19 protein-coding genes and 1 tRNA gene are annotated in these 22,194 nt (G+C 70.2%); 5 read left to right on the forward strand and 15 right to left on the reverse strand.

What is annotated here, in order from left to right; translation table 11 throughout:
- Positions 1-12: 12 nt before the first annotated feature.
- From pyrF to ihfB, 7 genes are all read right to left on the reverse strand, one after another.
- Positions 13-726: an orotidine-5'-phosphate decarboxylase gene (gene pyrF / locus AMK58_RS12610; protein ID WP_059398949.1), complete on the reverse strand. Its 714-nt coding sequence runs from the start codon at positions 724-726 to the stop codon at positions 13-15.
- 104 nt (positions 727-830) lie between these two features.
- Complete coding sequence (locus AMK58_RS12615; protein WP_059398950.1) at positions 831-1,439, reverse strand: hypothetical protein; 609 nt, start codon at positions 1,437-1,439, stop codon at positions 831-833.
- 42 nt (positions 1,440-1,481) lie between these two features.
- Complete coding sequence (locus AMK58_RS30400; RefSeq protein WP_014239243.1) at positions 1,482-1,625, reverse strand: hypothetical protein; 144 nt, start codon at positions 1,623-1,625, stop codon at positions 1,482-1,484.
- A 95-nt stretch (positions 1,626-1,720) separates the two neighbouring features.
- Complete coding sequence (locus AMK58_RS12620; protein ID WP_035671083.1) at positions 1,721-2,833, reverse strand: NAD(P)/FAD-dependent oxidoreductase; 1,113 nt, start codon at positions 2,831-2,833, stop codon at positions 1,721-1,723.
- A gap of 14 nt (positions 2,834-2,847) precedes the next feature.
- Entirely contained in the window at positions 2,848-3,804 is a 957-nt protein-coding gene (gene lhpI, locus AMK58_RS12625) for a bifunctional Delta(1)-pyrroline-2-carboxylate/Delta(1)-piperideine-2-carboxylate reductase (RefSeq protein ID WP_035671081.1), read from the reverse strand.
- 87 nt (positions 3,805-3,891) lie between these two features.
- A complete protein-coding gene (locus tag AMK58_RS12630) occupies positions 3,892-4,281 on the reverse strand; it encodes a lipopolysaccharide assembly protein LapA domain-containing protein (RefSeq protein WP_035671079.1) in 390 nt (129 codons plus the stop codon).
- Positions 4,282-4,380: 99 nt separating this feature from the next.
- Positions 4,381-4,665, reverse strand: coding sequence for an integration host factor subunit beta (gene ihfB, locus AMK58_RS12635; protein ID WP_014239239.1), 285 nt, complete (start codon positions 4,663-4,665; stop codon positions 4,381-4,383).
- 274 nt (positions 4,666-4,939) lie between these two features.
- Here ihfB and AMK58_RS12640 point away from each other — a divergent pair, with 274 nt between their 5' ends.
- Positions 4,940-5,746, forward strand: coding sequence for a DUF2189 domain-containing protein (locus AMK58_RS12640; RefSeq protein ID WP_051140073.1), 807 nt, complete (start codon positions 4,940-4,942; stop codon positions 5,744-5,746).
- Between the two features lie 129 nt (positions 5,747-5,875).
- On the opposite strand, the gene rpsA is transcribed toward AMK58_RS12640, so the two are convergent.
- The 4 genes from rpsA to ggt all read right to left on the reverse strand — a co-directional run bounded on the left by rpsA (position 5,876) and on the right by ggt (position 11,837).
- Positions 5,876-7,585, reverse strand: coding sequence for a 30S ribosomal protein S1 (gene rpsA, locus AMK58_RS12645; protein ID WP_035671076.1), 1,710 nt, complete (start codon positions 7,583-7,585; stop codon positions 5,876-5,878).
- Between the two features lie 155 nt (positions 7,586-7,740).
- Positions 7,741-8,403 carry a (d)CMP kinase gene (gene cmk / locus AMK58_RS12650; protein ID WP_035671074.1) on the reverse strand — a complete coding sequence of 221 codons (663 nt, stop codon included), beginning with the start codon at positions 8,401-8,403 and terminating at the stop codon, positions 7,741-7,743.
- Between the two features lie 5 nt (positions 8,404-8,408).
- A complete protein-coding gene (gene aroA / locus AMK58_RS12655) occupies positions 8,409-9,746 on the reverse strand; it encodes a 3-phosphoshikimate 1-carboxyvinyltransferase (RefSeq protein WP_059398951.1) in 1,338 nt (445 codons plus the stop codon).
- Between the two features lie 300 nt (positions 9,747-10,046).
- Entirely contained in the window at positions 10,047-11,837 is a 1,791-nt protein-coding gene (gene ggt / locus AMK58_RS12660) for a gamma-glutamyltransferase (RefSeq protein ID WP_079285239.1), read from the reverse strand.
- Positions 11,838-12,043: 206 nt separating this feature from the next.
- Here ggt and AMK58_RS12665 point away from each other — a divergent pair, with 206 nt between their 5' ends.
- The 4 genes from AMK58_RS12665 (at position 12,044) to AMK58_RS12680 (ending at position 14,093) form a co-directional block, all read left to right on the forward strand.
- Positions 12,044-12,436 carry a TIGR02300 family protein gene (locus AMK58_RS12665; protein ID WP_035671072.1) on the forward strand — a complete coding sequence of 131 codons (393 nt, stop codon included), beginning with the start codon at positions 12,044-12,046 and terminating at the stop codon, positions 12,434-12,436.
- Between the two features lie 141 nt (positions 12,437-12,577).
- Positions 12,578-12,653 (forward strand) — tRNA-Ala (locus tag AMK58_RS12670).
- Between the two features lie 169 nt (positions 12,654-12,822).
- Positions 12,823-13,101: a hypothetical protein gene (locus tag AMK58_RS12675; RefSeq protein WP_035671069.1), complete on the forward strand. Its 279-nt coding sequence runs from the start codon at positions 12,823-12,825 to the stop codon at positions 13,099-13,101.
- An 89-nt stretch (positions 13,102-13,190) separates the two neighbouring features.
- Positions 13,191-14,093 (forward strand): pirin family protein, encoded by a 903-nt coding sequence (locus tag AMK58_RS12680; RefSeq protein ID WP_035671067.1) that lies wholly within the window; start codon positions 13,191-13,193, stop codon positions 14,091-14,093.
- Here the strand turns inward: AMK58_RS12680 and AMK58_RS12685 are convergent.
- The 4 genes from AMK58_RS12685 to AMK58_RS12700 all read right to left on the reverse strand — a co-directional run bounded on the left by AMK58_RS12685 (position 14,071) and on the right by AMK58_RS12700 (position 22,150).
- Positions 14,071-16,056, reverse strand: a complete 1,986-nt coding sequence (locus AMK58_RS12685) for a molybdopterin biosynthesis protein (RefSeq protein WP_035671064.1) — start codon at positions 16,054-16,056, stop codon at positions 14,071-14,073. The genes AMK58_RS12680 and AMK58_RS12685 overlap by 23 nt on opposite strands.
- A gap of 26 nt (positions 16,057-16,082) precedes the next feature.
- Positions 16,083-17,258: a molybdopterin molybdotransferase MoeA gene (locus AMK58_RS12690; protein ID WP_236778129.1), complete on the reverse strand. Its 1,176-nt coding sequence runs from the start codon at positions 17,256-17,258 to the stop codon at positions 16,083-16,085.
- 82 nt (positions 17,259-17,340) lie between these two features.
- Complete coding sequence (locus AMK58_RS12695) at positions 17,341-18,261, reverse strand: diguanylate cyclase (protein WP_035671042.1); 921 nt, start codon at positions 18,259-18,261, stop codon at positions 17,341-17,343.
- Positions 18,262-18,313: 52 nt separating this feature from the next.
- Positions 18,314-22,150: a response regulator gene (locus AMK58_RS12700; RefSeq protein ID WP_035671040.1), complete on the reverse strand. Its 3,837-nt coding sequence runs from the start codon at positions 22,148-22,150 to the stop codon at positions 18,314-18,316.
- Positions 22,151-22,194: the final 44 nt, after the last annotated feature.

The raw sequence follows: 22,194 nt of genomic DNA on the forward strand, positions 1-22,194 counted from the left end.
GGGAACAGGTCCTTACAGTTCCGAAACGATGCGTCGGGCGGCGGCTTCCGGATCGGCGTCGCCGGTGATCGGGCGCCCGATGACCAGATGGTCCGCCCCGGCGGCCAGCGCCTCGGCGGGAGTCATGACGCGCTTCTGGTCGTTGGCGGCGGCCCAGGCGGGGCGGATGCCCGGCACCATCAGGATGAAGTCCGGTCCGCAGGCCTCGCGGATCAGCGCCACCTCGGCGGGGGAGCAGACGACGCCATCCACCCCCGACTCCTTGGCGAGCAGCGCCAGCCGCTTCACCTGATCGGCCACCGGGACGCTCTGCCCGACGGCCTGGAGATCGGCGGCGTCCATGCTGGTCAGCACGGTGACGGCGAGGATCTTCGGACGGTCCGCACCCGCGCTCGCCGCGGCCTCCGCCGCCGCGCGCATCATCGCCGGACCGCCGGAGGTGTGGATGGTCAGGAAGGCGGGCTTCAGCGGCAGCGCCGCCCGGATGCCGCCGGCCACCGTGTTGGGAATGTCGTGCAGCTTGAGGTCGAGGAACAGCGGTGGGCCATCCTCGCCGATCACCGCGCGGATGCCCGCCGGACCGTGGGCGATGAAGAACTCCAGCCCCAGCTTGATCCCGCCGACCACCCCCGCGATCCGCCGGCCGAGGTCGCGGGCGGTGTCGAGGTCGGTCGTGTCGACGGCGCAGAAAATGCGCGAGGCGGGCGCGATGCTGGGCGTGCTCATGGAAAAACGGCTCTCCGGACCCTGGACGATGGTGATGGCGCGCAGCCTAACAAGGGCCGGCGGCAATCACCAGACTTCCGGGGCCGGAGAGCGGGTCGGAACCGCTATTCGCGGTTCACGTCGACGCGGCCGGTCGGCGGAGTCGCCGGAGCAGCGGTCGGCGTGGCGGCCGGAGCGCCCGCCGCCGGGTTGGCCCCCTGCGTGTTGACGTCGCGCAGCGAGGCGGCGGCGGCGCGGCGGCGCTCCTCGGCGACCTGCGCGCTGTCGTAATCGGCGGTGGCAGCGTCATAGCCGCTCCAGCCGGCTTCGCGGTAGCCCTGCGCCCGGCCGGGAATGTCCACCGAGCCGTGGCGCTGCATGACGGCCAGTGCGGAGTCGCACATCGCCACCTCGACCCGGCCGACCAGCAGCACGCCGCCGCGGCGCACGCCCTCGGCGAAGACCTCCGCGTCCTCCCGCGTCACGCCGACACCGGTCAGCATGGAGACCCGGCGGTCGCGGGCGTCGAAATTCGGGTCCTCCCCGAAATCGGCGGCGTGGCGCCAGCTTTCCAGCCGGTTCTCGGTCGCCAGACTGGCCGAGGAGCCCAGCTTCGCGCTGTCGGCGCCCATCATGGTGAAGTCCTGCCTCAGATTGGCGGCTTCGAGTTCGCTCAGCGCGCGTTCGGCGCCGGACAGATCGTCGTACAGCGCGACAATGGTCTTCTTGTTCATGAACCCGCTCCTGTGCTGGTCCGCTCCGGACACGGTCCGGACTCAGAGGAAGAAATAAAGGAGGGCAAGGACCACCAGCACGACCAGCGCGATGACCCACCAGTTCATGGAGCCGGCCGCACCGCCCGTCGCCGTCCGGTTGCCGTCCGTGTCATAGACACCCACTTTGCGAGGTTCGTCGGCCATGGATGCTTCACTCCCTGTCGGTAAGGCTTCAGCCAACACAGGCTGATTGCCCTCTCAACAGGGGCGGAGCCGCACCGTTCCGCCGGTTCCCAGGGTCAGCGCCCGGCGGCCCAGTCCGGCAATTGCGAAGCTTGCGCCGGATCGGCGATGGCGGCGGCCAGCGCCTCGCCCAGCGCCGGGGCGAACTTGAAGCCGTGGCCGGAGCAGGCGCTCATCAGCCAGCAGCGGGCGGACAGCGGCTCGACCACAAAGCGTTCGTCGTCGGTCACCGTGTAGAAGCAGGTCGCCGCGTTGGCGAGGCTGTAGCGATGGCCGTCCGCCAGCACCCGGCGGGCGCGGTCCAGCACGTCGCGCGCCTCGTCCGGATCGGGATCGCGGTCGGTGTCCGGGTCGCCGACGCGCGAGAAGCGGTGGTCGCCCGCCTTCATCGTCGTGCCGGCCACCGGGGGAACGACGTAGACCCCGCTCTCGCCGTCCGCGTCGATCAGCATCGGCGCCGTCGCCCAGACGCCGCGCAGCCCCTCCGGCGGCATCAGATAGGCCACGACCTGCCGCGACGGGGTCAGGCGCGCCGCCGTTTCCGGCAGCAGCTTCGTTACCCAGGCCCCGGCGGCGACCACCAGCGCGTCGGCGCCGATGGTCCGGCGGTCGGCGAGCGTCACGGTGGCGCGCTCCGCGTCGATGGCCGTCACGGGGGCACGCGCGTGGACCGTCACCCCCAGCGCGTTCAGATGGTGGCTGAGCAGCTCCACGATCCGCCCGGCGAGCAGCACGCCGCCCGACTCCAGATGCAGCCCCTCCGCCACCGCGTTGGCGTCGACCAGCGGGAACTCCGCGGCGATCTGCGCCGGGGTCAGGCGGCGGAAGGGATGGCCCAGCGACTCCAGTACGTCGGCGCTGTCGGCCAGCCAGCGCCGGCCGTCCTCCGCCGAAGCGGTGCAGAGCGTGCCGCTGGGGACGAGCAGCCGTTCGCCCAGATCGGTCCATAACCGTTCCCACGCCTGGAAGGCGGTGTCGGCCATGCGGGCGTAGCCGGCGCTGGCGCCGTAGGCGTGGCGGAACAGCCGGTGCTGGTCGACGGAGCTGCCGAAGGGATTGGGCACTTGGCCCTGGTCGAAGACCGCGACCTCGTGCCCGGCGCGGGCCAGCGCCCAGGCGGTGCACAGCCCCATGATGCCGGCGCCGACGACGGTGATGCGGAGAGTCATGATGGGAAAACGCCTCAGCGGATCGTGTCGTTGTGGATCACCATCTCCACCGCCAGCTGGGCGGCGCAGAGGTCTTCCAGCGCGGTGCCGACCGACTTGAACAGGGTGATCTGGTCGTAGAAGCGGCGCCCGGCGCGCTGGCCGCGGGTGAGATCATAAAGGTCGCCGGCGATGTCCGCGTCGGTCAGGATGCCGGCCTTCATCGGCTGAACGATGTCCCCCGCCTCCGTGCAGGCCCCCTCGCGGGTGTCCACGAAGACGCGGGAGCGGCGGATGCAGTCGTCGTCGGCCTCGCGCATCTCCGGGGTGAAGCCGCCGACGAGGTCGAGATGGGCGCCCGGCTGAAGCCACTCGCCGCGGATCAGCGGCTCCTTCGCCAGCGTGGCGCAGGAGATCACCTGGGCACCGCGCACCGCCCCTTCCAGGTCGGCGGTGGCCTCGATGCGGAATTTCGGGCGGTGGAAGCGGCTGGCCACCTTCTTCGCCTTCTCCAGGCTGCGGCCCCAGACCAGCACATGCTTGATCGGCAGGACGGTGGCGAAGGCCTCGATCAGCTCGGGCGCCAGCGCCCCGGTGCCGACCATCAGCAGCCGTTCCGAGTCGGGCCGCGCGAGGTAGGAGGCGGCCAGCGCGGAGGCCGCCGCGGTGCGCCGCTTGGTCAGGGCGGTGCCGTCCAGAACCGCCTGGGGCATCCCCGTCTTGCCGTCCATCAGCAGATAGAGGCCCTGCACCGCCGGCAGGTCCTTCGCCCCGTTGTCGGGGAAGACGGTGACCACCTTGACGCCGATGGACTGGTTGACCTGCCACGCCGGCATCAGCAGCAGCGTGCCGTCGCTCTGGCCGTAGGTCTCGACCGTGTGGTGGTGCCGCATCGGCACCTCGACCCCGGCGCGGAAGGTCTGCCGCATGCGCTCGATCAGCATGCGGAAGTGCAGGACGGACTTCAGCTCGGCTCCGGTGACGGTGCGCATCGGCGGCTCCCTCCACAGGTCCGGCAAAGCGGAACCCCCTCCCGCCCCCCGGCCGGACGGGAGGCCGAAGGGGTTACCGGCGGGCGGTCAGTGGACCGTGGTCGCCGGCAGGGCGGCGCCGGACCCGGTCACCGCGGGCAGGCCGGCGGTGCCGGACAGCGGACGGTTCATCTCGGCCAGACGCTTCTCCGCAGCGGCGGCGCGGGCCTGCGTCTCCTTCAACTCGCGCTCCAGGTAGGACACGCGGTCGGAGGAGCGGCGGGCGCGGCGGCGGTAGCGGCGCTGGGCGTTCCAGGCGACGACGCCACCGGCCAGGAAGCCGATCACCAGCGCCACCAGCGTGGCGAGATAGACCGGGACCTCCAGCGTGAAGGGCAGCGGCCAGAGCGACAGCGTGACCAGGCCACGGTTGGAAATGGCGAACAGCACCGCGGCCAGCGCGATGGGAACGGCGATGATGAGGGCGATGAAACGCACGGGTGTGGTCCTCGTATCCATGATCGGGTGTCCGTGGTCTGGCGGGGCAACGCCGGGTCCGGGCCGATGACTCAGTGACGGGCTGTCAATGAACGGACATCATTCGTCGGTGTTCAAGCGCTCGCGCAACTGTTTTCCGGTCTTGAAGAAGGGGATCGCCTTCTCGCCCACCTCGACGGCTTCGCCCGTGCGCGGGTTTCGGCCGGTGCGGGCGTCGCGGCGCTTGACGGAGAAGGCTCCGAACCCGCGCAGCTCCACCCGGTCGCCACGGGCGAGCGCTTCGGAGATCTCGTCGAAGATGGTGCCGACGATCTTTTCGATGTCGCGCTGGTACAAGTGCGGATTGCGCTCCGCGAGCCGTTGAATCAGCTCTGATTTGGTCATGGCGATTCCGTTTCCCCCGGTTCGAGCGCCCTTGGACCGCGCTCCTTGACCTGCGCGCAAGCGTGCCACCGGGTCCGGTGACCGTCAAGCTAAGCCTTTCTGGCGGAACCCTTTTCCCGGCAACGCTCCGGCTTGCCCGATGGCCTCCGGGAAAAAGGCCCGAAATGTGATTAATCCGTCTTACGGATTGCCTTTGAACTCACCATTTCCGATGAGTTGGTTGGCACGGTCCCCATCGCCAGACTCGGTTGCCGGACTCGGTTGGAGGTTCGCCATGACACATGCCCATCACACCGGCCCCGCCGACCCGCTGGCCGGCCTGCCCTACGCGGACCGTGTCCGCACGGTCACCGGCGATCAGGCGCTGGGCTGGCTGCGGGCGGGCTGGGCAGACCTTCGGGCGTCGGGCTGGGTCAGCCTCGCCTACGGCGCCCTGTTCGTCGCCATCGGATTCGCGCTGACCGGCGGGTTGGTGCTGGCCGGGATGGCCTATCTGATCGCGCCGATGATCGGCGCCTTCCTGCTGATCGCACCGCTCCTGGCGCTCGGCCTCTACCGGATCTCCAAGGACGTCGAGGAGGGGCGCCGACCCAGCCTGTGGCGGGCGCTGACCGCGTGGCGGGCCAACCCCTACCACATCCTGACCGCCGGCCTGATCCTGATGCTCTATGTGATGATCTGGGCGCGGATGAACGTGGTGGCCTTCGCCCTGTTCTTCCCGCACGAGGCCATCGCGCTCGATCATTTCGTGGCGCAGATGTTCAGCCTGGACGGTCTGGTCTTCACCGTCTTCATCACGGCGCTGGGCTTCGCCTTCGCCGCCTTCGCCTTCATCACCAACGTCACCGCCCTGCCGATGATGATGGACCGCCCGGTGGACGTCTTCGCCGCGGCGCTGGCCTCGGCGATGGCGGTGCTGCGCAACCCGCGCGTTATGGCGCTGTGGGCCGGGCTGATCGTGCTGGTGACCGGCGCCGGGCTGCTGACCGGCTTCCTGGGCCTGATCGTCGCCCTGCCCCTGGTCGGGCACGCGAGCTGGCACGCCTACCGTGACCTCATCAAGGAGGACGAGGAGGGGTGAGGGCGGTTTGAAAAAGGAAAAAGCCGCCGCGGGGTGACCGCGGCGGCTTTTTCTTTGGCGTCGGTACGGGAGACGAGCCCCCTCCCCGGCCCTCCCCCGCTTGCGCAGGGGAGGGAGATGGGAAGAGACTTACTCCTCGCCGGTCTGCTGCTTGCGCTTCAGAGCCGCACCCAGGATGTCGCCCAGCGAAGCGCCCGAGTCGGACGAACCGTACTCGGCCATCGCCTGCTTCTCCTCCTCCATCTCGCGGGCCTTGATGGACAGCGAGATGCGGCGGGAGCCGCGGTCGATCTGGGTAACCTTCGCGTCGACCTTCTCGCCGACGGCGAAGCGGTCCGGACGCTGCTCCGAACGGTCGCGGGACAGGTCCGACTTGCGGATGAAGCCGGTGTAGCCCTCGCCGACCGTGACCTCGATGCCACCGTCGGTGACCTGGGTGACGGTGCAGGTGACGACCTCGTTCTTCTTCAGGCCGGCCGTGGCAGCCTCGAACGGATCGTTCGCGAGCTGCTTGATGCCGAGGGAGATGCGCTCCTTCTCGACGTCGACGTCCAGGACCTTGACCTTGACGCGGTCGCCCTTCTTGTACTCGGCGATGGCCTCCTCACCCGACTTGTTCCAGTCGAGGTCGGACATGTGGACCATGCCGTCGATGTCGCCCGGCAGACCGACGAACAGACCGAACTCGGTGATGTTCTTGACCTCGCCTTCCAGCTCCGTGCCCGGGCCGAACTTGTCGAGGAAGGTCTCCCACGGGTTGTCCAGGCACTGCTTGAGGCCCAGGCTGATGCGGCGCTTCTGCGGATCGACGTCCAGGACCATGACCTCGACTTCCTGCGAAGTCGACACGATCTTGCCCGGATGGACGTTCTTCTTCGTCCAGGACATCTCCGAGACGTGCACCAGGCCCTCGATCCCCGGCTCCAGCTCCACGAAGGCGCCGTAGTCGGTGATGTTGGTGACGCGACCCTTGAACCGCGAGCTGACCGGGTACTTGGCTTCCACGCCTTCCCACGGATCGGCTTCCAGCTGCTTCATGCCGAGGCTGATGCGCTGGGTCTCCGGGTTGAAGCGGATGACCTGGACCGTGACGGTCTGGCCGATCTGCAGGGCCTCGGACGGGTGGTTGATGCGGCGCCACGCGATGTCGGTGACGTGCAGCAGGCCGTCGACGCCACCCAGATCCACGAACGCGCCGTAGTCGGTGATGTTCTTGACCACACCCTGCAGAACCTGGCCTTCCTTGAGGTTGGCCACCAGCTCCGAACGGGCCTCGGCGCGGCTCTCTTCGAGAACGGCGCGACGCGACACGACGATGTTGCCGCGCGAGCGGTCCATCTTCAGGATCTGGAACGGCTGCGGGGTGCCCAGCAGCGGGGAGATGTCGCGGACCGGACGGATGTCCACCTGCGAACCCGGCAGGAACGCCACGGCGCCCGACAGGTCGACGGTGAAGCCGCCCTTGACGCGGCCGAAGATGACGCCGGTGACGCGGGTCTGGTCCTGGAAGGACTTCTCCAGCAGCGCCCAGGCCTCTTCGCGCTTGGCCTTCTCACGCGACAGAACGGCTTCGCCGTTCTTGTCTTCCATGCGCTCCAGATACACCTCGACCGTGTCGCCCGCCTTCATCTCGGGCGGCTGGCCGGCAACGGCGAATTCCTTCAGCGCGACGCGGCCTTCCGACTTCAGGCCGACGTCGATGGTGACCATGTCGTTCTCGACGGAGACGACGCGGCCCTTGACGACCGAGCCTTCGAGGGACTCGGCCGTGCCGAGCGACTCCTCGAGCAGAGCCGCAAAGCTTTCCTTCTCGCCGGTCCGGGCCATAGCTTGTGCCATTGAAACTCCTAAGGTTGGCCGAAAGCGATCCCGCCATGGTCCGTCCCGCGGCAAAACGGGCCGGCCCCCGATGGGACCACCGCGCCGGGCACCACGCCCGGCGACTTGGTTGACATATGTTCCGTTGGAGGGCCGAAGCGCCCGGACCCTGATGCTCAGACCTTGGGGCCGAAACCGGTTTTCGTTCCGATAAAGGCGGTCGCCGCTGCGAACGCCTGGTCGGCGTCGAGGGCGGAGGTATCAAGCACAAAAGCGTCGGCAGCCGGCAGGAGCGGTGCTACCGTCCTCTGGCTGTCGCGCGTGTCACGGGCCTTCATGTCCTCCAGGACGTCGGACGGTATAGCCGGAATCCCGCGTTCCCGCAACTCCTTGAGTCGCCGTTCGGCCCGCACCTCAACGGAAGCGGTAACGAACAGCTTGGCATCGGCGTTCGGGCATACGACCGTTCCGACATCCCGCCCGTCCAGCACCGCCCCCGGCGCGCCGCCGGGCGGGGTGGCGGCGAACGTCCTCTGGAAATCGAGCAGGGCGGCCCGCACCGCCGGCACCGCGGCGACCTTGGAGGCCGCCTGCGCCGCCTCGTCGCTGCGCAGGGCCGGGTCGTTCAGGATACCGTCGTCCGGCCGCAACGCGCGGGCGGCCTGCGCCGCGGCGTCCGCGTCCGCCGGGTCGCCACCCGCGCGCAGGACGCTGACGCCCACGGCGCGGTAGAGCGCCCCGGTGTCGAGATGCGCGAAGCCGTAGGCCTGGGCGATCCGCTTGGACAGCGTGCCCTTGCCCGCGGCGGCGGGTCCGTCGATGGCGATGACCAGACTCATCGCCCTCACACCCCGGCGATCTTGGCGCCGACGCCGTTCATCAGAGCGACGAAGCCGGGGAAGCTGGTGTCGATGAAGGCGCCGTCGTCCACCTGCACCGGCTCGGCGGTGGCCATGCCAAGCACCAGGAAGCTCATGGCGATGCGGTGGTCCATGGCGGTGGCGACGGTGGCACCGCCCTGCGGCGGCTTGCCGGTGCCGTAGACGGTCAGGCTGTCGTCGGCCCCGACCTCGACCTTCACACCGCACTTGGTCAGCCCGTCGGCGACCATGGCGAGGCGGTCGCTCTCCTTCACGCGCAGCTCCTTCAGGCCGAGCATGACGGTGGTGCCCTCCGCGCAGGCGGCGGCGGCGGCGAGGATCGGGTATTCGTCGATCATGCTGGGCGCGCGGTCCGCCGGGACGACGATGCCCTTCAGCGGGCCGTGCTTCACCCGCAGGTCGGCCACCGGCTCCCCGGCCTCGTCGCGGCGGTTCTCAAAGGCGATGTCGGCGCCCATCTCGACCAGCGTGTCGTAGAGGCCGGTGCGGCGCGGGTTCATGCCAACGCCGGGCAGCAGCAGCTCCGAGCCGGGGCGCAGCAGCGCCGCGACCGCCGGGAAGGCGGCGGAGCTGGGGTCGGCGGGCACGACGATCGCGCGCCCGGTCAGCTCCGGCTGGCCGACGACGGACACGGCGAGCGCGCCGTCCTCCATCCGCTCGGTCGTCACGGTGGCGCCGAAATGGCGCAGCATCAGCTCGGTGTGGTCGCGGGTCGGCTCCGCCTCGATCACGGTGGTGGTGCCGGCGGTGTTCAGGCCGCAGAGGATGATCGCCGACTTGACCTGGGCGGAGGCCACCGGCAGGCGGTAGGTGATCGGCACGGTGCGGTCGCTGCCAACCACGGTCAGCGGCAGCCGCCCGCCGGACCGCCCGACGAAGCGCGCGCCCATCTGCTCCAGCGGGCCGGTCACGCGGGCCATCGGCCGCTTGTTCAGCGAGGCGTCGCCGGTGAAGACGCAGGTGATCGGGTGCGACGCGACGAGGCCCATCAGCAGGCGCGCCGCCGTACCGCTGTTGCCCATGTCGAGCACCTGCGCCGGCTCGCCCAGACCGCCCAGACCGACGCCGCGCACCCGCCACACGCCGTCGCCGCCGCGCTCCGCCTGGGCGCCCAGCAGGCGCATGGCGGCGGCGGTGTTCAGCACGTCCTCCCCTTCCAGCAGGCCGTGGATGACGGTCTCGCCCACCGCAACGGCACCCAGCATCAGCGACCGGTGCGAAATCGACTTGTCGCCCGGCACGCGGATCGTGCCGGCCAGCGCGCCGGTGGAGGATGAGCGAAGCGGCTTCGCCTGCAGCATGGGAGGGCTCCCCAGACAAGAATGTGACCAGGGCGGAGTACCTAGCACAGCGGGAAGGGCGATGCGAGCGATGCGCGGGTCCCGCAGGGCGATTGGCTGAAAGCCGCGCGCAGGCAATGCGGGCAAGAATCGACACGGATTTCACGGATTGAAACCGGATTTCCCGGAACCGGACGGCGAAGCGTCCCATGATCGGTAAGGATCCGTGCAATCCGTGCCTCGATCCGTGAAATCCGTGTCGAACTTGTTTGTCAAAGCCGCGACCGAACCGTCCGAACGTGCCCCTGACCGCTCCCGCGATCAGTCGCCGACCGCCACCCCCTCGCGCCGGGTGTCGGCGCCGCCGGACAGCCCCTGACCGGTCACCACGATCGCCTGGGTGCCGGAGGTCAGCTCCATCGCCTTGACCGTGTGCCCCCGCGCCTCCAGCGCCGCGATCCAGCCCTCCGCCTCGGTGCCCTGCTCCAGCTCCGTCGGGCCGTTGCGGCTGCCGAAGTTAGGGGCATCCACCGCCGCCTGCGGGTCGAGGTCCCAGTCGAGCAAGGCGACCAGCGTCTTGCCCACGTAGTTGATGATGTTGCTGCCGCCCGGCGACCCCACCGAGGCCACCAGGGCGCCGTCGCGGAAGACCAGCGTCGGCGCCATCGAGCTGCGCGGGCGCTTGCCCGGCTCCACCCGGTTGGCGACCGGCTTGCCGTCCTCCGTCGGGGTGAAGGCGAAGTCGGTCAGCTCGTTGTTCAGCAGGAATCCGCGCACCATCAGGCGGGAGCCGAAGCCGTCCTCGATGGTGGTGGTCATGGCGACGGCGTTGCCCGCCCCGTCCACCACGGAGATGTGGCTGGTGCCATGCTCCTCGGCCTCGGCGAAGCCCCAGGCGCGGCCTTCCCGGAAGGGCGGCTCGCCCGGCTGCGCCTTGCCCATCGACCGCTCGCCGACCAGGGCGGCGCGGCTCGCCAGATAGCCGCGGTCAAGCAGCCCCTTCACCGGCACCGACACGAAGTCCGGGTCGGCCAGATAGAGCCCGCGGTCGGCGAAGGCGAGTCGCCCGACCTCCGACAGCCAGTGCGCCGCCAGCGCCGGATCGCCTCGGGTGGCGGCCATGTCGCGCCCTTCCAGGACGGCCAGCATCTGCAGCACCGCGACCCCGCCGGAGCTGGGCGGCCCCATGCCGCACAGGGTGTAGGCGCGGTAGGGGCCGCAGACCGGCTCCCGTTCCTTCACCCGGTAGGCCTTCAGGTCGGCCTCGGTCATGTCGCCGGGGTTGGTGGGGTGGCCGGTCACCGCCCTGACGAGGTCGGCGGCGATCGGTCCCTCGTAGAAGGCGGCGGAGCCCTTCTCGGCGATGGCGCGCAGCGTCGCCGCGAACTCCGGATTCCTCAGCACATGGCCGACCGGCCAGGGCGTGCCGTCCGGCTGGTAGAAATAGGCGCGGGCCGCGGGGTTGGCCGGCAGGTGCTTTTCCATCGCCAGCTGTCCGTTCAGCCGCGGGCTGACCGTGAAGCCGTCCTCGGCCAGCGTGATGGCGCGCTCGAACAGGCGGGGCCAGGGGAGCTTGCCGTGGGTGCGGTGGGCGTGCTCCAGCAGCATCACCGTGCCCGGCACCCCAACCGACCGGCCGCCGACCACCGCGTCGTAGAAGGGCATCGGCTTGCCGTCCGCCCCCAGGAAACGCTCCGGAGTCGCTGCGGCCGGCGCCATCTCGCGCCCGTCGAGGGAGGTCACCGCCTTCGTTGCGGCATCGTAATGGACCAGGAAGGCGCCGCCCCCGACGCCGGAGCTTTGCGGTTCCACCAGATTGAGGACGAGTTGCACGGCGATCGCCGCGTCCACGGCGCTGCCCCCGGCGCGCAGGATCTCCCGCCCGGCCTCCGCCGCCAGCGGATTCGCAGCGGCCACCATGTACCGCGTGGCGGTGTCGACGCTGCGGCTGCCGCGTCCGGTCGCGCGCTCCGGCGCCACGTCTCCGGCGGCGGATGGCGCCGCGGATGGCGCCGCGGATGGCGACGTCTGGGCCACGGCCTCCAGCGGCACCACCGCCAGCAGGCCGGCGGACAGCAACGCCCGCCAGCGGCGGGACAGCAGGATCGGCATCGGTTCCTCCCCCATTCTTCATGGTATCCTGGTCGGCGGCCCGGAGGACCACCGCAGGGTGAAGTTTGGCACCGGTCGCCGGCACCGCCAGTTTGCCGGCGACATTCCGCGAACTTTTTTTTGACAAGCGCCCGCTGGCGTGGCAAAGGGCGCGGCTTGTAATTCCCGAATTGGGCATTCCCTAGGAACGTGACGGAGGACGAGGCGTGGCCAAACCCGAATGGGGCGTCAAGCGCATCTGCCCGAGCTGTGGCGCGCGCTATTACGATCTGCGCAAGGACCCGCCGGTGTGCCCGAGCTGCGGAGCGCAGTTCGATCCCGAGGCGTTGCTGAAGTCCCGCAAGGCGCGCCCGGCGCCGGTTGACGATGTCAAGAAGGCCCCGGTGGTCTCCTCGGAGGACGAGGAAACCGAGACCGAGGAAGAAGAGTCGACGGAACTCGATGAGGTTGAGGACGACGTGTCCGTCGACGACATCGAGGAAACCGACGAGACGCCCGAGGACGAGGACGATGTCCTGATCGAGGACACCTCGGAGCTGGGCGAGGACGACATGGACGAAGTCGTCGACGTTGAAGGCGAGGACGAGGAGGAGCGCTGATCGCGCTCCCCCTTGAAAGACGGGGGCGGGTGAGCGGAAAAAAGCGGGGCGGGGCTGAATTTTTCTCTTGCATCAGCCCACCGTCCTGACCAATATCCCGCTCCACCGAGGCAGGCCGCAAGGCTCGCCGCCCAGAGTTTCGGGGCCATAGCTCAGCTGGGAGAGCGCTACAATGGCATTGTAGAGGTCAGGAGTTCGATCCTCCTTGGCTCCACCAAACACTCGAAGGGCCTGCGCAGCACCGCGCGGGCCCTTCGGCGTTTCAGGCTCTATTTCCTCCCATTCCTTCCGTCACCACCGTCTTGACAGGCGTCAAGGAACGCTCTTTGGTCGGGCGGCACCGTCGGCTTCCGCCGATTCCCGTTCCCTCCCGCTTCGGACACGCCATGGCCGACATCCTGATCGCCAACACCCTGACGGGCGAGACCACCCTGGGCGCGCTGAACGCCGTCGATCCGGACGCCGTGGGCCGGCTGGCGCAGATCCACCCGGTCTTCAACCCCGGCGTCGGCGTGCCCGACAGCGCCAGCCTGAACGATCTCGCCAAGGCCACCGGCATCCCGCTGGACGTGCTGCTGGCCACGGCGCGCGGCGCCATCCACGTCACCGCCCCGGCCGGCGGCTGCGGCTGCGGAAGCGGCGGCTGCGGCACCCCCAAGCACTGAACGCTTTCCCCCTCCCATTCGCGGCGCCGGTCCCCACCTGTTGGTGGCACCCACCATTGGGAACAGGCTTCGGGAACGGGAGGACGAGCATGACGACGGCGCCAACATCGACCGAGTCTCCGGACGGCTGGCTGGAAACGGTGGTCGTTCCGCGCACCAGCGACATCGGCGGGTTCGAGGTGCGGCGCGCCCTGCCCTCCGTCCGCAAGCGGATGGTCGGGCCGTTCGTCTTCCTCGACCAGATGGGGCCGGCGATCCTCAAGGCCGGGGCGGGAATCGACGTGCGCCCCCACCCGCACATCGGGCTGGCCACCGTCACCTACCTGTTCGACGGCGAGATCCTGCACCGCGACAGCCTGGGCACCGTCCTGCCGATCCGTCCGGGGGCGGTGAACTGGATGACCGCCGGGCGCGGCATCGCCCATTCCGAACGCTCCGCCACCGACGAGCGCGGGCGCGACCGGCTGCTGTCGGGCATCCAGTCCTGGGTCGCCCTGCCCAAGACCCATGAGGAGACCGACCCCGCCTTCGTCCATCTCGGCGCCGACGAGCTGCCGGTGGTCGAGGGCGAGGGCAAGCGGCTGCGCGTCGTCGCGGGCGAGGCGTACGGTGTACGTTCGCCGATGAACACGCTGTGGGACACGCTGTACGTCGATGCGTCGCTGGACGCCGGCGCCCGCCTGCCCATCGACCGCGAGACGGAGGAGCGGGCGCTCTACATCGCCGACGGCACCGTCACGATCCACGGTGACCGCTTCGAGTCCGGGCGGCTTCTGGTGCTGCGCCCCGGCGACGCCATCACCGTGGAGGCCGAGACCGCCGCCCGCCTGATTCTGCTGGGCGGCGCCGTGATGGACGGCCCGCGCCATATCTGGTGGAACTTCGTGTCCAGCCGCCAGGACCGCATCGAACAGGCCAAGGCCGAATGGCAGGCCGGACGGTTCGACGCTGTTCCCGGCGAGACGGAATTCATTCCGCTTCCGGAACGGTGAAGCCGAGCGCCGTCAGCCTCTCCCGCACCGCCGGATCGGTCAGCGCCTTCAGGAAGCGCTGGACCGACGGCCGCTCCCGGCGGTCGTTGGGGATCACGAAGTCGTAATGCTCCGCCTGCAGGGGCAGGAAGCCCAGCCCGTAGAGGGTGGCGACGCTTTCGATGGCGACGCCCCAGTCGGCGCGGCCCTGGGCCACCGCCACCGCCACGGCGTTGTGCGACTTGGCCTGCGACCAATAGCCGGTAGGCCGCGCCGCCCCGAGCAGCCGGTCGGTCAGGATGCGCGTGCCGCTGCCGGCGTTGCGGTTGACCAGGATGCAGTCCGGGTCCTGCGCCGCCGCCAGACCAGCCTCCTCGGCCGTTTTGCCTTCGAAACGACCATCGCCCTTGCGGAAGACGATGCCCTGAAGGCGGCGATAACCGGTCACGAGGCCGAGCGCCGGAGTCAGGAAGGGGCGGTTGTACTCCCCGCTCTTCGGGTCCATCAGGTGGATGGCCGCCACGTCGCATTCACCACGCCGGGCGGCGGCGAGCCCGCCCATCGAGCCGACGTTCAGTGCCTTGACCGTCAGCCCCTCCCCGACCAGCCGGCCGGTGATGGCGTCCAGCCCGACGCAATGGCTGCCGATCACAATCAGGTCGGCGGGGCGGGTGTCGCGCCCGATGCGCTGCACCGACACCGGGGTGCCGGCCTCCAACGCCTCGGCTTGCGGGTCGATGGCGACGAAGCCGTCCGCCGCGCTGAAGGCGGTCACCGCGCCGGAGCCCTTGGACAGCGGATAGGCCGCCAGCCCGCCGTCCGCGCCGCGCACCAGCGAAACCATCACGTATTCGGTTCGGCCCCGTTCCGATCCCAGCCGCATCGGCACCGTCGCATCCACGCTCTCCTTCGCCGCGGGCGGCAGACCGGCCAGCGCGCGCAGCACCGGGGCGACGAATTCGTGGAAGGTGAACATGGCGGAGGTCGGGAAGCCGGGCAGGACCACCACCGGCTTGCCCTTCGTTACGGCCAGGCACAGAGGCTTGCCGGGCTTCAGTGCCACGCCGTGCGCAACGATGCCGGGGTCGGTCAGGCGGCTGACGATGCGGTAGGAGAGGTCGCCCGCCCCCTTCGACGTGCCGCCCGACAGCAGCAGCGCGTCGCAGGTCAGACCCTGTTCGACCAGCGGCGCCAGTTCCGCCTCGTCGTCGCGCGCGATGCCCAGCCGGACCGGCTCCCCGCCCAGCTCCTCCACCGCGGCGGCGAGGATGGCGGCGTTCGAATCATAGACGGCGCCGGGCCGGATCGGTTCGCCGGGGGCAACGATCTCGTCGCCGGTGGACAGGATCGCCACGCGGGGGCGGCGGACCACCGACACCTCGGCCCGCCCGATGGCCGCCAGAACGCCGATCTCGCGGGAGGTCAGCACCTGCCCGCGGCGCATCACCGTCTCGCCGCGCCCGATGTCCGACCCGGCGGCGGCGACGAAGGCGCCGGGCACCACCGGCTTGCGGATTTCCACCAGAAGGGCGTCGCCCTCCTCATGCGACTCGGTGTGCTCGACCATCACCACGGCGTCGGCGCCGCGCGGCAGCATGCCGCCGGTGGCGAGCACGGTGGCCGTGCCGGGGGCGACGGTCAGGGACGGCACCCGCCCGGCGGACAGAACCTCCTCGTTCAGGCGCAGCACGACCGGCGTGTCCTCGCCCGCCCCCTGGGTGTCGGCGGCGCGCACCGCGAAGCCGTCCACCGAGGAACGGTCGAAGCCGGGGACATCGACCTCCGCCACCACGTCGGCGGCCAGCACGCGGCCCAGCGCGGCGCCCAGCGGCACCGTCTCCGCCCCCTTGGGCGTCAGGTCGAGATGGCGGCGGAAGCGCGCCTCGGCCTCGTCGCGGCCCACCACCTCCAGGAACTGCTCCTGCCGGGCCGCCTGGGCGACAAAACGCCGGATGTCGATTCGCCGGATGTCCTGGTTGGACACGCCCTTCCCCCCTCGCTCGATGCCGTTCAGAGACTTGTACCGTCAAAACAGCGCAGGGTCACGGTCGCCCCGGCGGGAACGCCCTCGCTTTCCGCCGGGATCAGGACGAAGCCGTCGGCCAGCACCGCACCGGCCAATCCCGGCCGGTGCGGGGAGGCGACCGGCTCGACCAGCCCATCCGCCGTCCGGCGCACGCGGTACAGTTCGGTGCAGCCGATCTCCGACACCAGCTTGCGCACCGTCACGGCGGGGACCGCCGGATGCGGCAGCGCGGGGTCCCGCCCGGCCAGACGGCGCAGCGCCCGCCCGGCCAGCAGCTCATAGGCCGTCAGGCAGGCCATCGGTTCACCGGGCAGCAGCACGGCGGGCACGCCGCCGGCCGTCCCAAGCGCCGCCGAATCGCCGGGGCGCAGGGCCACGCCGTGCAGGGCCAACATCCCCGCGTCGGCCAGCGCCAGCGGGGCCACGTCGTCCTCCCCCACCCCGGTGCGCCCGGCGGAGATCAGCAGGTCGGCGCCAGGGGCCGCGTAGGCGGCGGCCAGGGCGGCGCGGTCCGCCGGCAGCGGCCCCACCAGCTCCGCCACGCCGCCATCCCGCGCCACCAGCGCGGCCAGCATGGCGCCCAGCGTCTCGGGCCCGGACCGCGGCCCCCCGGCCAGCACAATCCGCACCCGCGGTCGGGCGCCGACGCACAACACGTCGATCCCCAGCGCGGCGAACAGCCCAAGGTCCTGCGGGCGGAGCCGGTGCCCGGCCTTCAGCAGGACCGTCCCGGCCCGCAGGCCCTCGCCCCGCCGCTCCACCCCGTCGCCGGGTGCGACGCTGTTCAGCGCCTCAACGAAGGGTCCATCGGTTTGGATGCACTCCACGGGCAGGATCGCGTCGGTTCCCGGCGGCATCGGTTCGCCGGCCGCGACGGTCACGGCGCCCGGCAGCGGCACCGGGTTGTAGGAGCCGGCGCCCAGCGTGTCGCTGGAGGCCACCGCCACCCCGTCGCGGGCGGCCCGGTCGGCGGACGGCCAATCCCCCGGCGCGCTCACCGGCTCGGCGAGAACCGGGCCCTCCGCCAGCGTGGCGGCGATGGCGGCCAGAGGCACGGCGCGCGGCGGCAGAGGGCCAACGGTGGCGTCGATCCAGCCCTCCATGACCGACAGGGCGGCACGGCTGGAAAATCCGCGCCCGCGCACGTCGGTCGCTGACAAGGGACGCGGGTCCCCGGTCGCGGGGTCGTCTCCGGCTCTGGCCGAACTCATGGCTGCACCCGTGATGCCTCAGGTCGGCCCCTTATACCGCAACCTCCACACCGCCGCTGCACACACGGTTGCGGCCGGCGCGCTTGGCCTCGTAGAGCAGGCCGTCGGCCAGCTGGGTCAACCGCTCCGGCGTGTCGTCCAGCATCGGCCGGGCGGTGGCGACGCCCAGGCTGATGGTAACGTGGTCGGCGACATGGGACACCGCGTGGGGCAGACGCCGGTCAGCCACCGTCCGGCGCAGGCGTTCGGCGACCTGGACCGCTCCGTCCTCATCGGTTTCGGGAAGCAGGCAAACGAACTCCTCGCCGCCGTAGCGGGCGATCAGATCACCCGGCCTCATCATCTGCTCGGCCAGGAGCTGGGCCACGGCGCGCAGGCACTCGTCGCCCGCCTGATGGCCGTAATGGTCGTTGTAGGGCTTGAACTGGTCGACATCGAGCATGATGAGCGACAGCGGAAGCTGCGCCCGTCCGCAGCGCCGCCATTCGCGCAGCAGCACCTCGTCGAAACGGCGGCGGTTGGCGATGCCGGTCAGGCCGTCGTTGAAGGACAGGGTGCGCAGCAGGTCGGTCTGCCGCTTCAGCAGCAGGTGGTTGCGCACCCGCGCCTTGACGATGGGCGGGCTGATCGGCTTGGAGATGAAGTCGATGGCGCCGACCTCCAGCCCATAGGTTTCGTCCTCCACCTCGCTCTTGGCCGAAATGAAGATGACCGGAATATCGCGGGTGACCGGATCGGTCTTGAGGCGGGAACAGACCTCGTAGCCATCCATGCCCGGCATCATGATGTCCAGCAGAACGAGATCGGGCAGCCTTGACTGCGCCAGTTCCAGCGCCTTCGCCCCGTCGGTCGCGAAATAGATGTCGTGCTCATCCTTCAGGATGCGGCTCAACACATGCACGTTCGACGGAATGTCGTCGACCACCAGGATCTTGGAGCGCGCGTCGGTCATGTTCGGTTCCTGGAGATCGGTTCCCGGAAAACGGTTCTGGATGTGAAGCGGATCAGTCGGCCGGAAGGGACAGGCCGAGATCCTGGGTGATCCTGCGCAAGATTCCTTGAGCCTTTGTAAAATCGAGCCCGTCGACGGCCGACGAAAGCGCCTTCATGGCCGCCGGATCGATCCAGTCGGCGAGCGGCGGCGCCAGGACGACGAACTCCTCCGCGGCGGCAAAGTTGCTGTCGCGCAGCAGGCGGGCGAAACGCTCCAGCATGGGCTCCAGAGCAGCGATGTCCATCGTCGGACCGCCACCGCCCGGCGGGAGGTCGGCGGCACGGCCGGGGGCTTGCCCCGGCGCCACGGCCAGCCGGGCGGCGGAGTCCAGCACCGCCTCCAGCTCCACGCGCAAAATCGGCAATTGCGCCGCCGCCGCCGCCCCGTCTCCGCGGAAGGCGGCGACCTGCACCGCGTCCGCGGCGGCGGACAGCGTCCGCGCGCCGATGTTGCCCGCCAGGCTCTTCAGCTCATGCCCCAGCGCTTTGGCCCGCGGCAGATCGCCGCTGGCCAGGGCGGCGGCGATGCCGTCCGCCGCGCCGCCGTAGGTCCGGGCGAACTCGGTGACGAACTTGCGGAACAGCCCGACGTCGCCGTCCAGGCGGTGCAGCGCGTCCTTCACGTCGATGCCTGGCAGCTCGGCAGGAAGAGCACCACGCGCATAGGACGGCACGGCCTTGGGCAGCAGCGGCATGCCGGGCGTCGCCATTGGCTGGCCGAGCCAGCGGGTCACCACGGAGAACAGCTGCTCCACGTCGATCGGCTTGGCGATGTGGTCGTCCATACCGCCGTCCAGGCAGCGCTGGCGGTCGGACGGCAGGGCGCTGGCGGTCATCGCGATGATCGGGAGACCCTGCCCGGCGGGCCGGGCGCGCAGCCGGCGCGTTGCCTCGAATCCATCCATTTCCGGCATCTGCACGTCCATCAGGACGAGATCGAAGGGCGGATTCGCCTCCTCGACGCGGGCGACGGCCTCACGCCCGTTGCCGGCCAGGGTCACACGGGCGCCGGCGCGCTCCAGGATCTCGCGGGCAACCTCCTGGCTGATCCCGTTGTCCTCCACCAGCAGCAGGCGGTGCCCGAACAGAGGACGCAGATGCGGCGGGTGGAGAAGGCCTGCGGGGACCGGGGCGCAGGGGTGCAGCCGGAAGGTTTCCGCCGAGGCGTCCTCCGCACCGCGTCCAAAGGCGTCGATCACCGCGTCGAGCAGCGAGGAAGCGGTGACCGGCTTAACCAGCGCGCCGTTCAGGCCCAAATCCGACGTTCCCGGATCCCCCGCTATGGCGCCCATCCGCTCACGCCCAAAGGCGGACACCACGATGATGACCGGCGCCTTCACAAGCCCGTCGTCACGGATGCGGCGGGAGGTTTCCAGCCCGTCCATCCCCGGCATCTTCCAGTCCATCAGCACGATGTCGTAGGGCTGCCCGGCGGCGGTCGCACGCTCCAGCTCCGTGATCGCCTCCGGCCCGGACGCGCAGAGCGAGGCCCGCCAACCGAAGGAGACGACCAGTTCGCCCAGCACCTCGCGCGCCGTGAGATTGTCGTCCACCACCAGCACCGACAGGCCGCGCGGTACGGCGCGGAGCCGCGACGGACGCTCCTCCGCCCGCCCGGCGTTCCCGAAAGCGGTTTGCCCGAAGACGGCGTTCCCGAAGGCGGCGTTTCCGAAAACGGCGGTGAAATGGAAATCGCTGCCCCGGCCCGGTTCGCTCGTCACATCCATGGCGCCGCCCATCAGGGAGACCAGCCGCGTGCAAATGGCCAGCCCCAGGCCGGTGCCGCCGTAACGCCGGGTGGTGGAGCTGTCGGCCTGGCTGAAGGCCTGGAACAGCCGTTCCCTCTGCTCCGCGTCGATGCCGATGCCGGTGTCTCGGATAGAGAAGGTCAGGACCGCCCGCTCCTCCGTCACCTCGACGGCGCGGACGGACACCACCACCTCCCCCGCCTCGGTGAACTTGATGGCGTTGCCGGCGAGGTTGATGAGCACCTGCTGGAGGCGCAAGGGATCGCCGACGAGGTCGAGCGGAACCTCTGGCCCAACCGAGAACAGAACCTCGATGTCCTTGTCCTGCGCCGCCGCGCCGACAATCACCGCGAGGTTCTGCAGCAGGTCGTCCAGACGGAACTCCACCCGCTCCAGCTCCAGCTTGCCGGCCTCCACCTTGGAAAAGTCCAGGATGTCATTGAGAATGCCGAGCAGCGACTGCGCCGACACGCGGATCTTCTGGGCGTAGTCGCGCTGGCGCGTCGACAGGTCGGTCTGCTGGAGCAGGTGGACCAACCCCAGGATGGCGTTCATCGGCGTGCGGATCTCGTGGCTCATGTTGGCCAGGAATTCGCTCTTGGCCCGGTTGGCCGCCTCGGCCACGGATTTGGCTTGGCGCAGCGCCTCCTCAGCCCGCTTGCGCTCGGCGATCTCATGGAAGACGACCACCGCCCCTTCCACCCGGCCGTCCTCCAGCATGGGGGAGGCCGCGAACTCCACCGGGAAGCTGGTGCCGTCCTTGCGCCAGTAGATGTCCTCCGAGCCGCCCCGAGCCTCGCCGGTGCGCAGAACCTCGAAGACCGGGCAGTCGATGGTCGGCGCCGGCGTGCCGTCGGCGCGGGTGTGGTGCAGCAGCACATGCAGGCTGCGGCCCAGCATCTCCTCGTTGCTGTAGCCGGTCAGCGCGCAGGCGGCGGGGTTGGCGAAGGTGATCCGCTCATCCCGGTCCACGCCGCAGATGCCTTCCGACGCGGATTGCAGAATCAGGTTCAGCCGGCGGTTGGCCCCGGCGAAGGCGCGGTTGGCCTGTTCCAGGCTGCGGGCGGTGGCATCCAGGTCGGCGTTCGTCTCGGCCAGCCGGCGGCGCCCCACCTCCTCGCGCGACAGGCTGCGCGCCGCCGCCATGGCCAGCCCCGCGCAAGCGGCCACCGCCAGCAGAACCAGCAGGCCGCCGTGGATCGTGCGCTCACGCCAGGGAGTCAGCGCCTCGTCCCGCGACATGCCGACCTGCACGATCAGCGGCAGATCCTGAACCCGCAGGTTGGCGATGATCCGCTCCGACCCGTCCACGGGAGACTGGCTGAAGATCGTGCCGCCGGTGGCCCGCGGCGCCTCGTCCATCGGACGGGTGGCCACCGGCACGTTAACCGGTGCCGCGGACGGCGACGCGCCGGTGTCCTGGCCGGACAGGTTGAACAGCAGCGTCCCATCCTCGCGGTACAGGGCGACGGCGCCCCCGCGGCCGATGTTCAGCCCCTCGAAGAAGGAGCGGAAATAATCGAGGTCCAGGGCGATATGGGCGACGCCCTGGAAGTTCTCCACCGTCCCGATCCGGCGGCTGATGGTGAAGGTCGGCTTGGCGGACAGCCGGCCCCGGATCATCCCGCCGATGTGAAACGCTTCGCCGTTGCGATGAGCCTGGAAAAAGGCGCGATCCGCGTTGTTCGTGGACGGCACCGGGAATTGGCGTGTGGTCAGCAGCCCGTTGCCGGCGGCGTCATGAATCCAGATGGCGCTGACCTCCGGCATGGCATCGGCCATGGCGCGCAGTTCCTGCCACAGCGGCAGGTCGCGCCCGAGCGTCTCCACTTCCCGCGGGCGAAGCCGGTCGTCCACGCGCTGCAGCACGAGATCGCTGGTGGCAACGGTGCGGCGCACATGCTCGTGCAGCAGGCGGGCGGCGTTCAGCGTCCGGTCACGGGCGTGGCTCACCGCCTCGTCGCGGTCGGCCCAGGTGGCGGCCCCCCACAGGCCGACTCCGAACAGGGCGATCACCCCGACGATGGTCGTCAGCAAGGTCCGCAGCCGCGTGCGGGGGGCCGCGGCGTGTCCCTCCGCCGTCAAGAAAGCTTCGTCCATTGCCGGTGTCCGCCAGGTCCGGCGCACGCCGGAGGAGAGAAAGT

Origin of the sequence: Azospirillum brasilense, assembly GCF_001315015.1 — a bacterium.
In the GTDB taxonomy this organism is placed as follows: domain Bacteria; phylum Pseudomonadota; class Alphaproteobacteria; order Azospirillales; family Azospirillaceae; genus Azospirillum; species Azospirillum brasilense.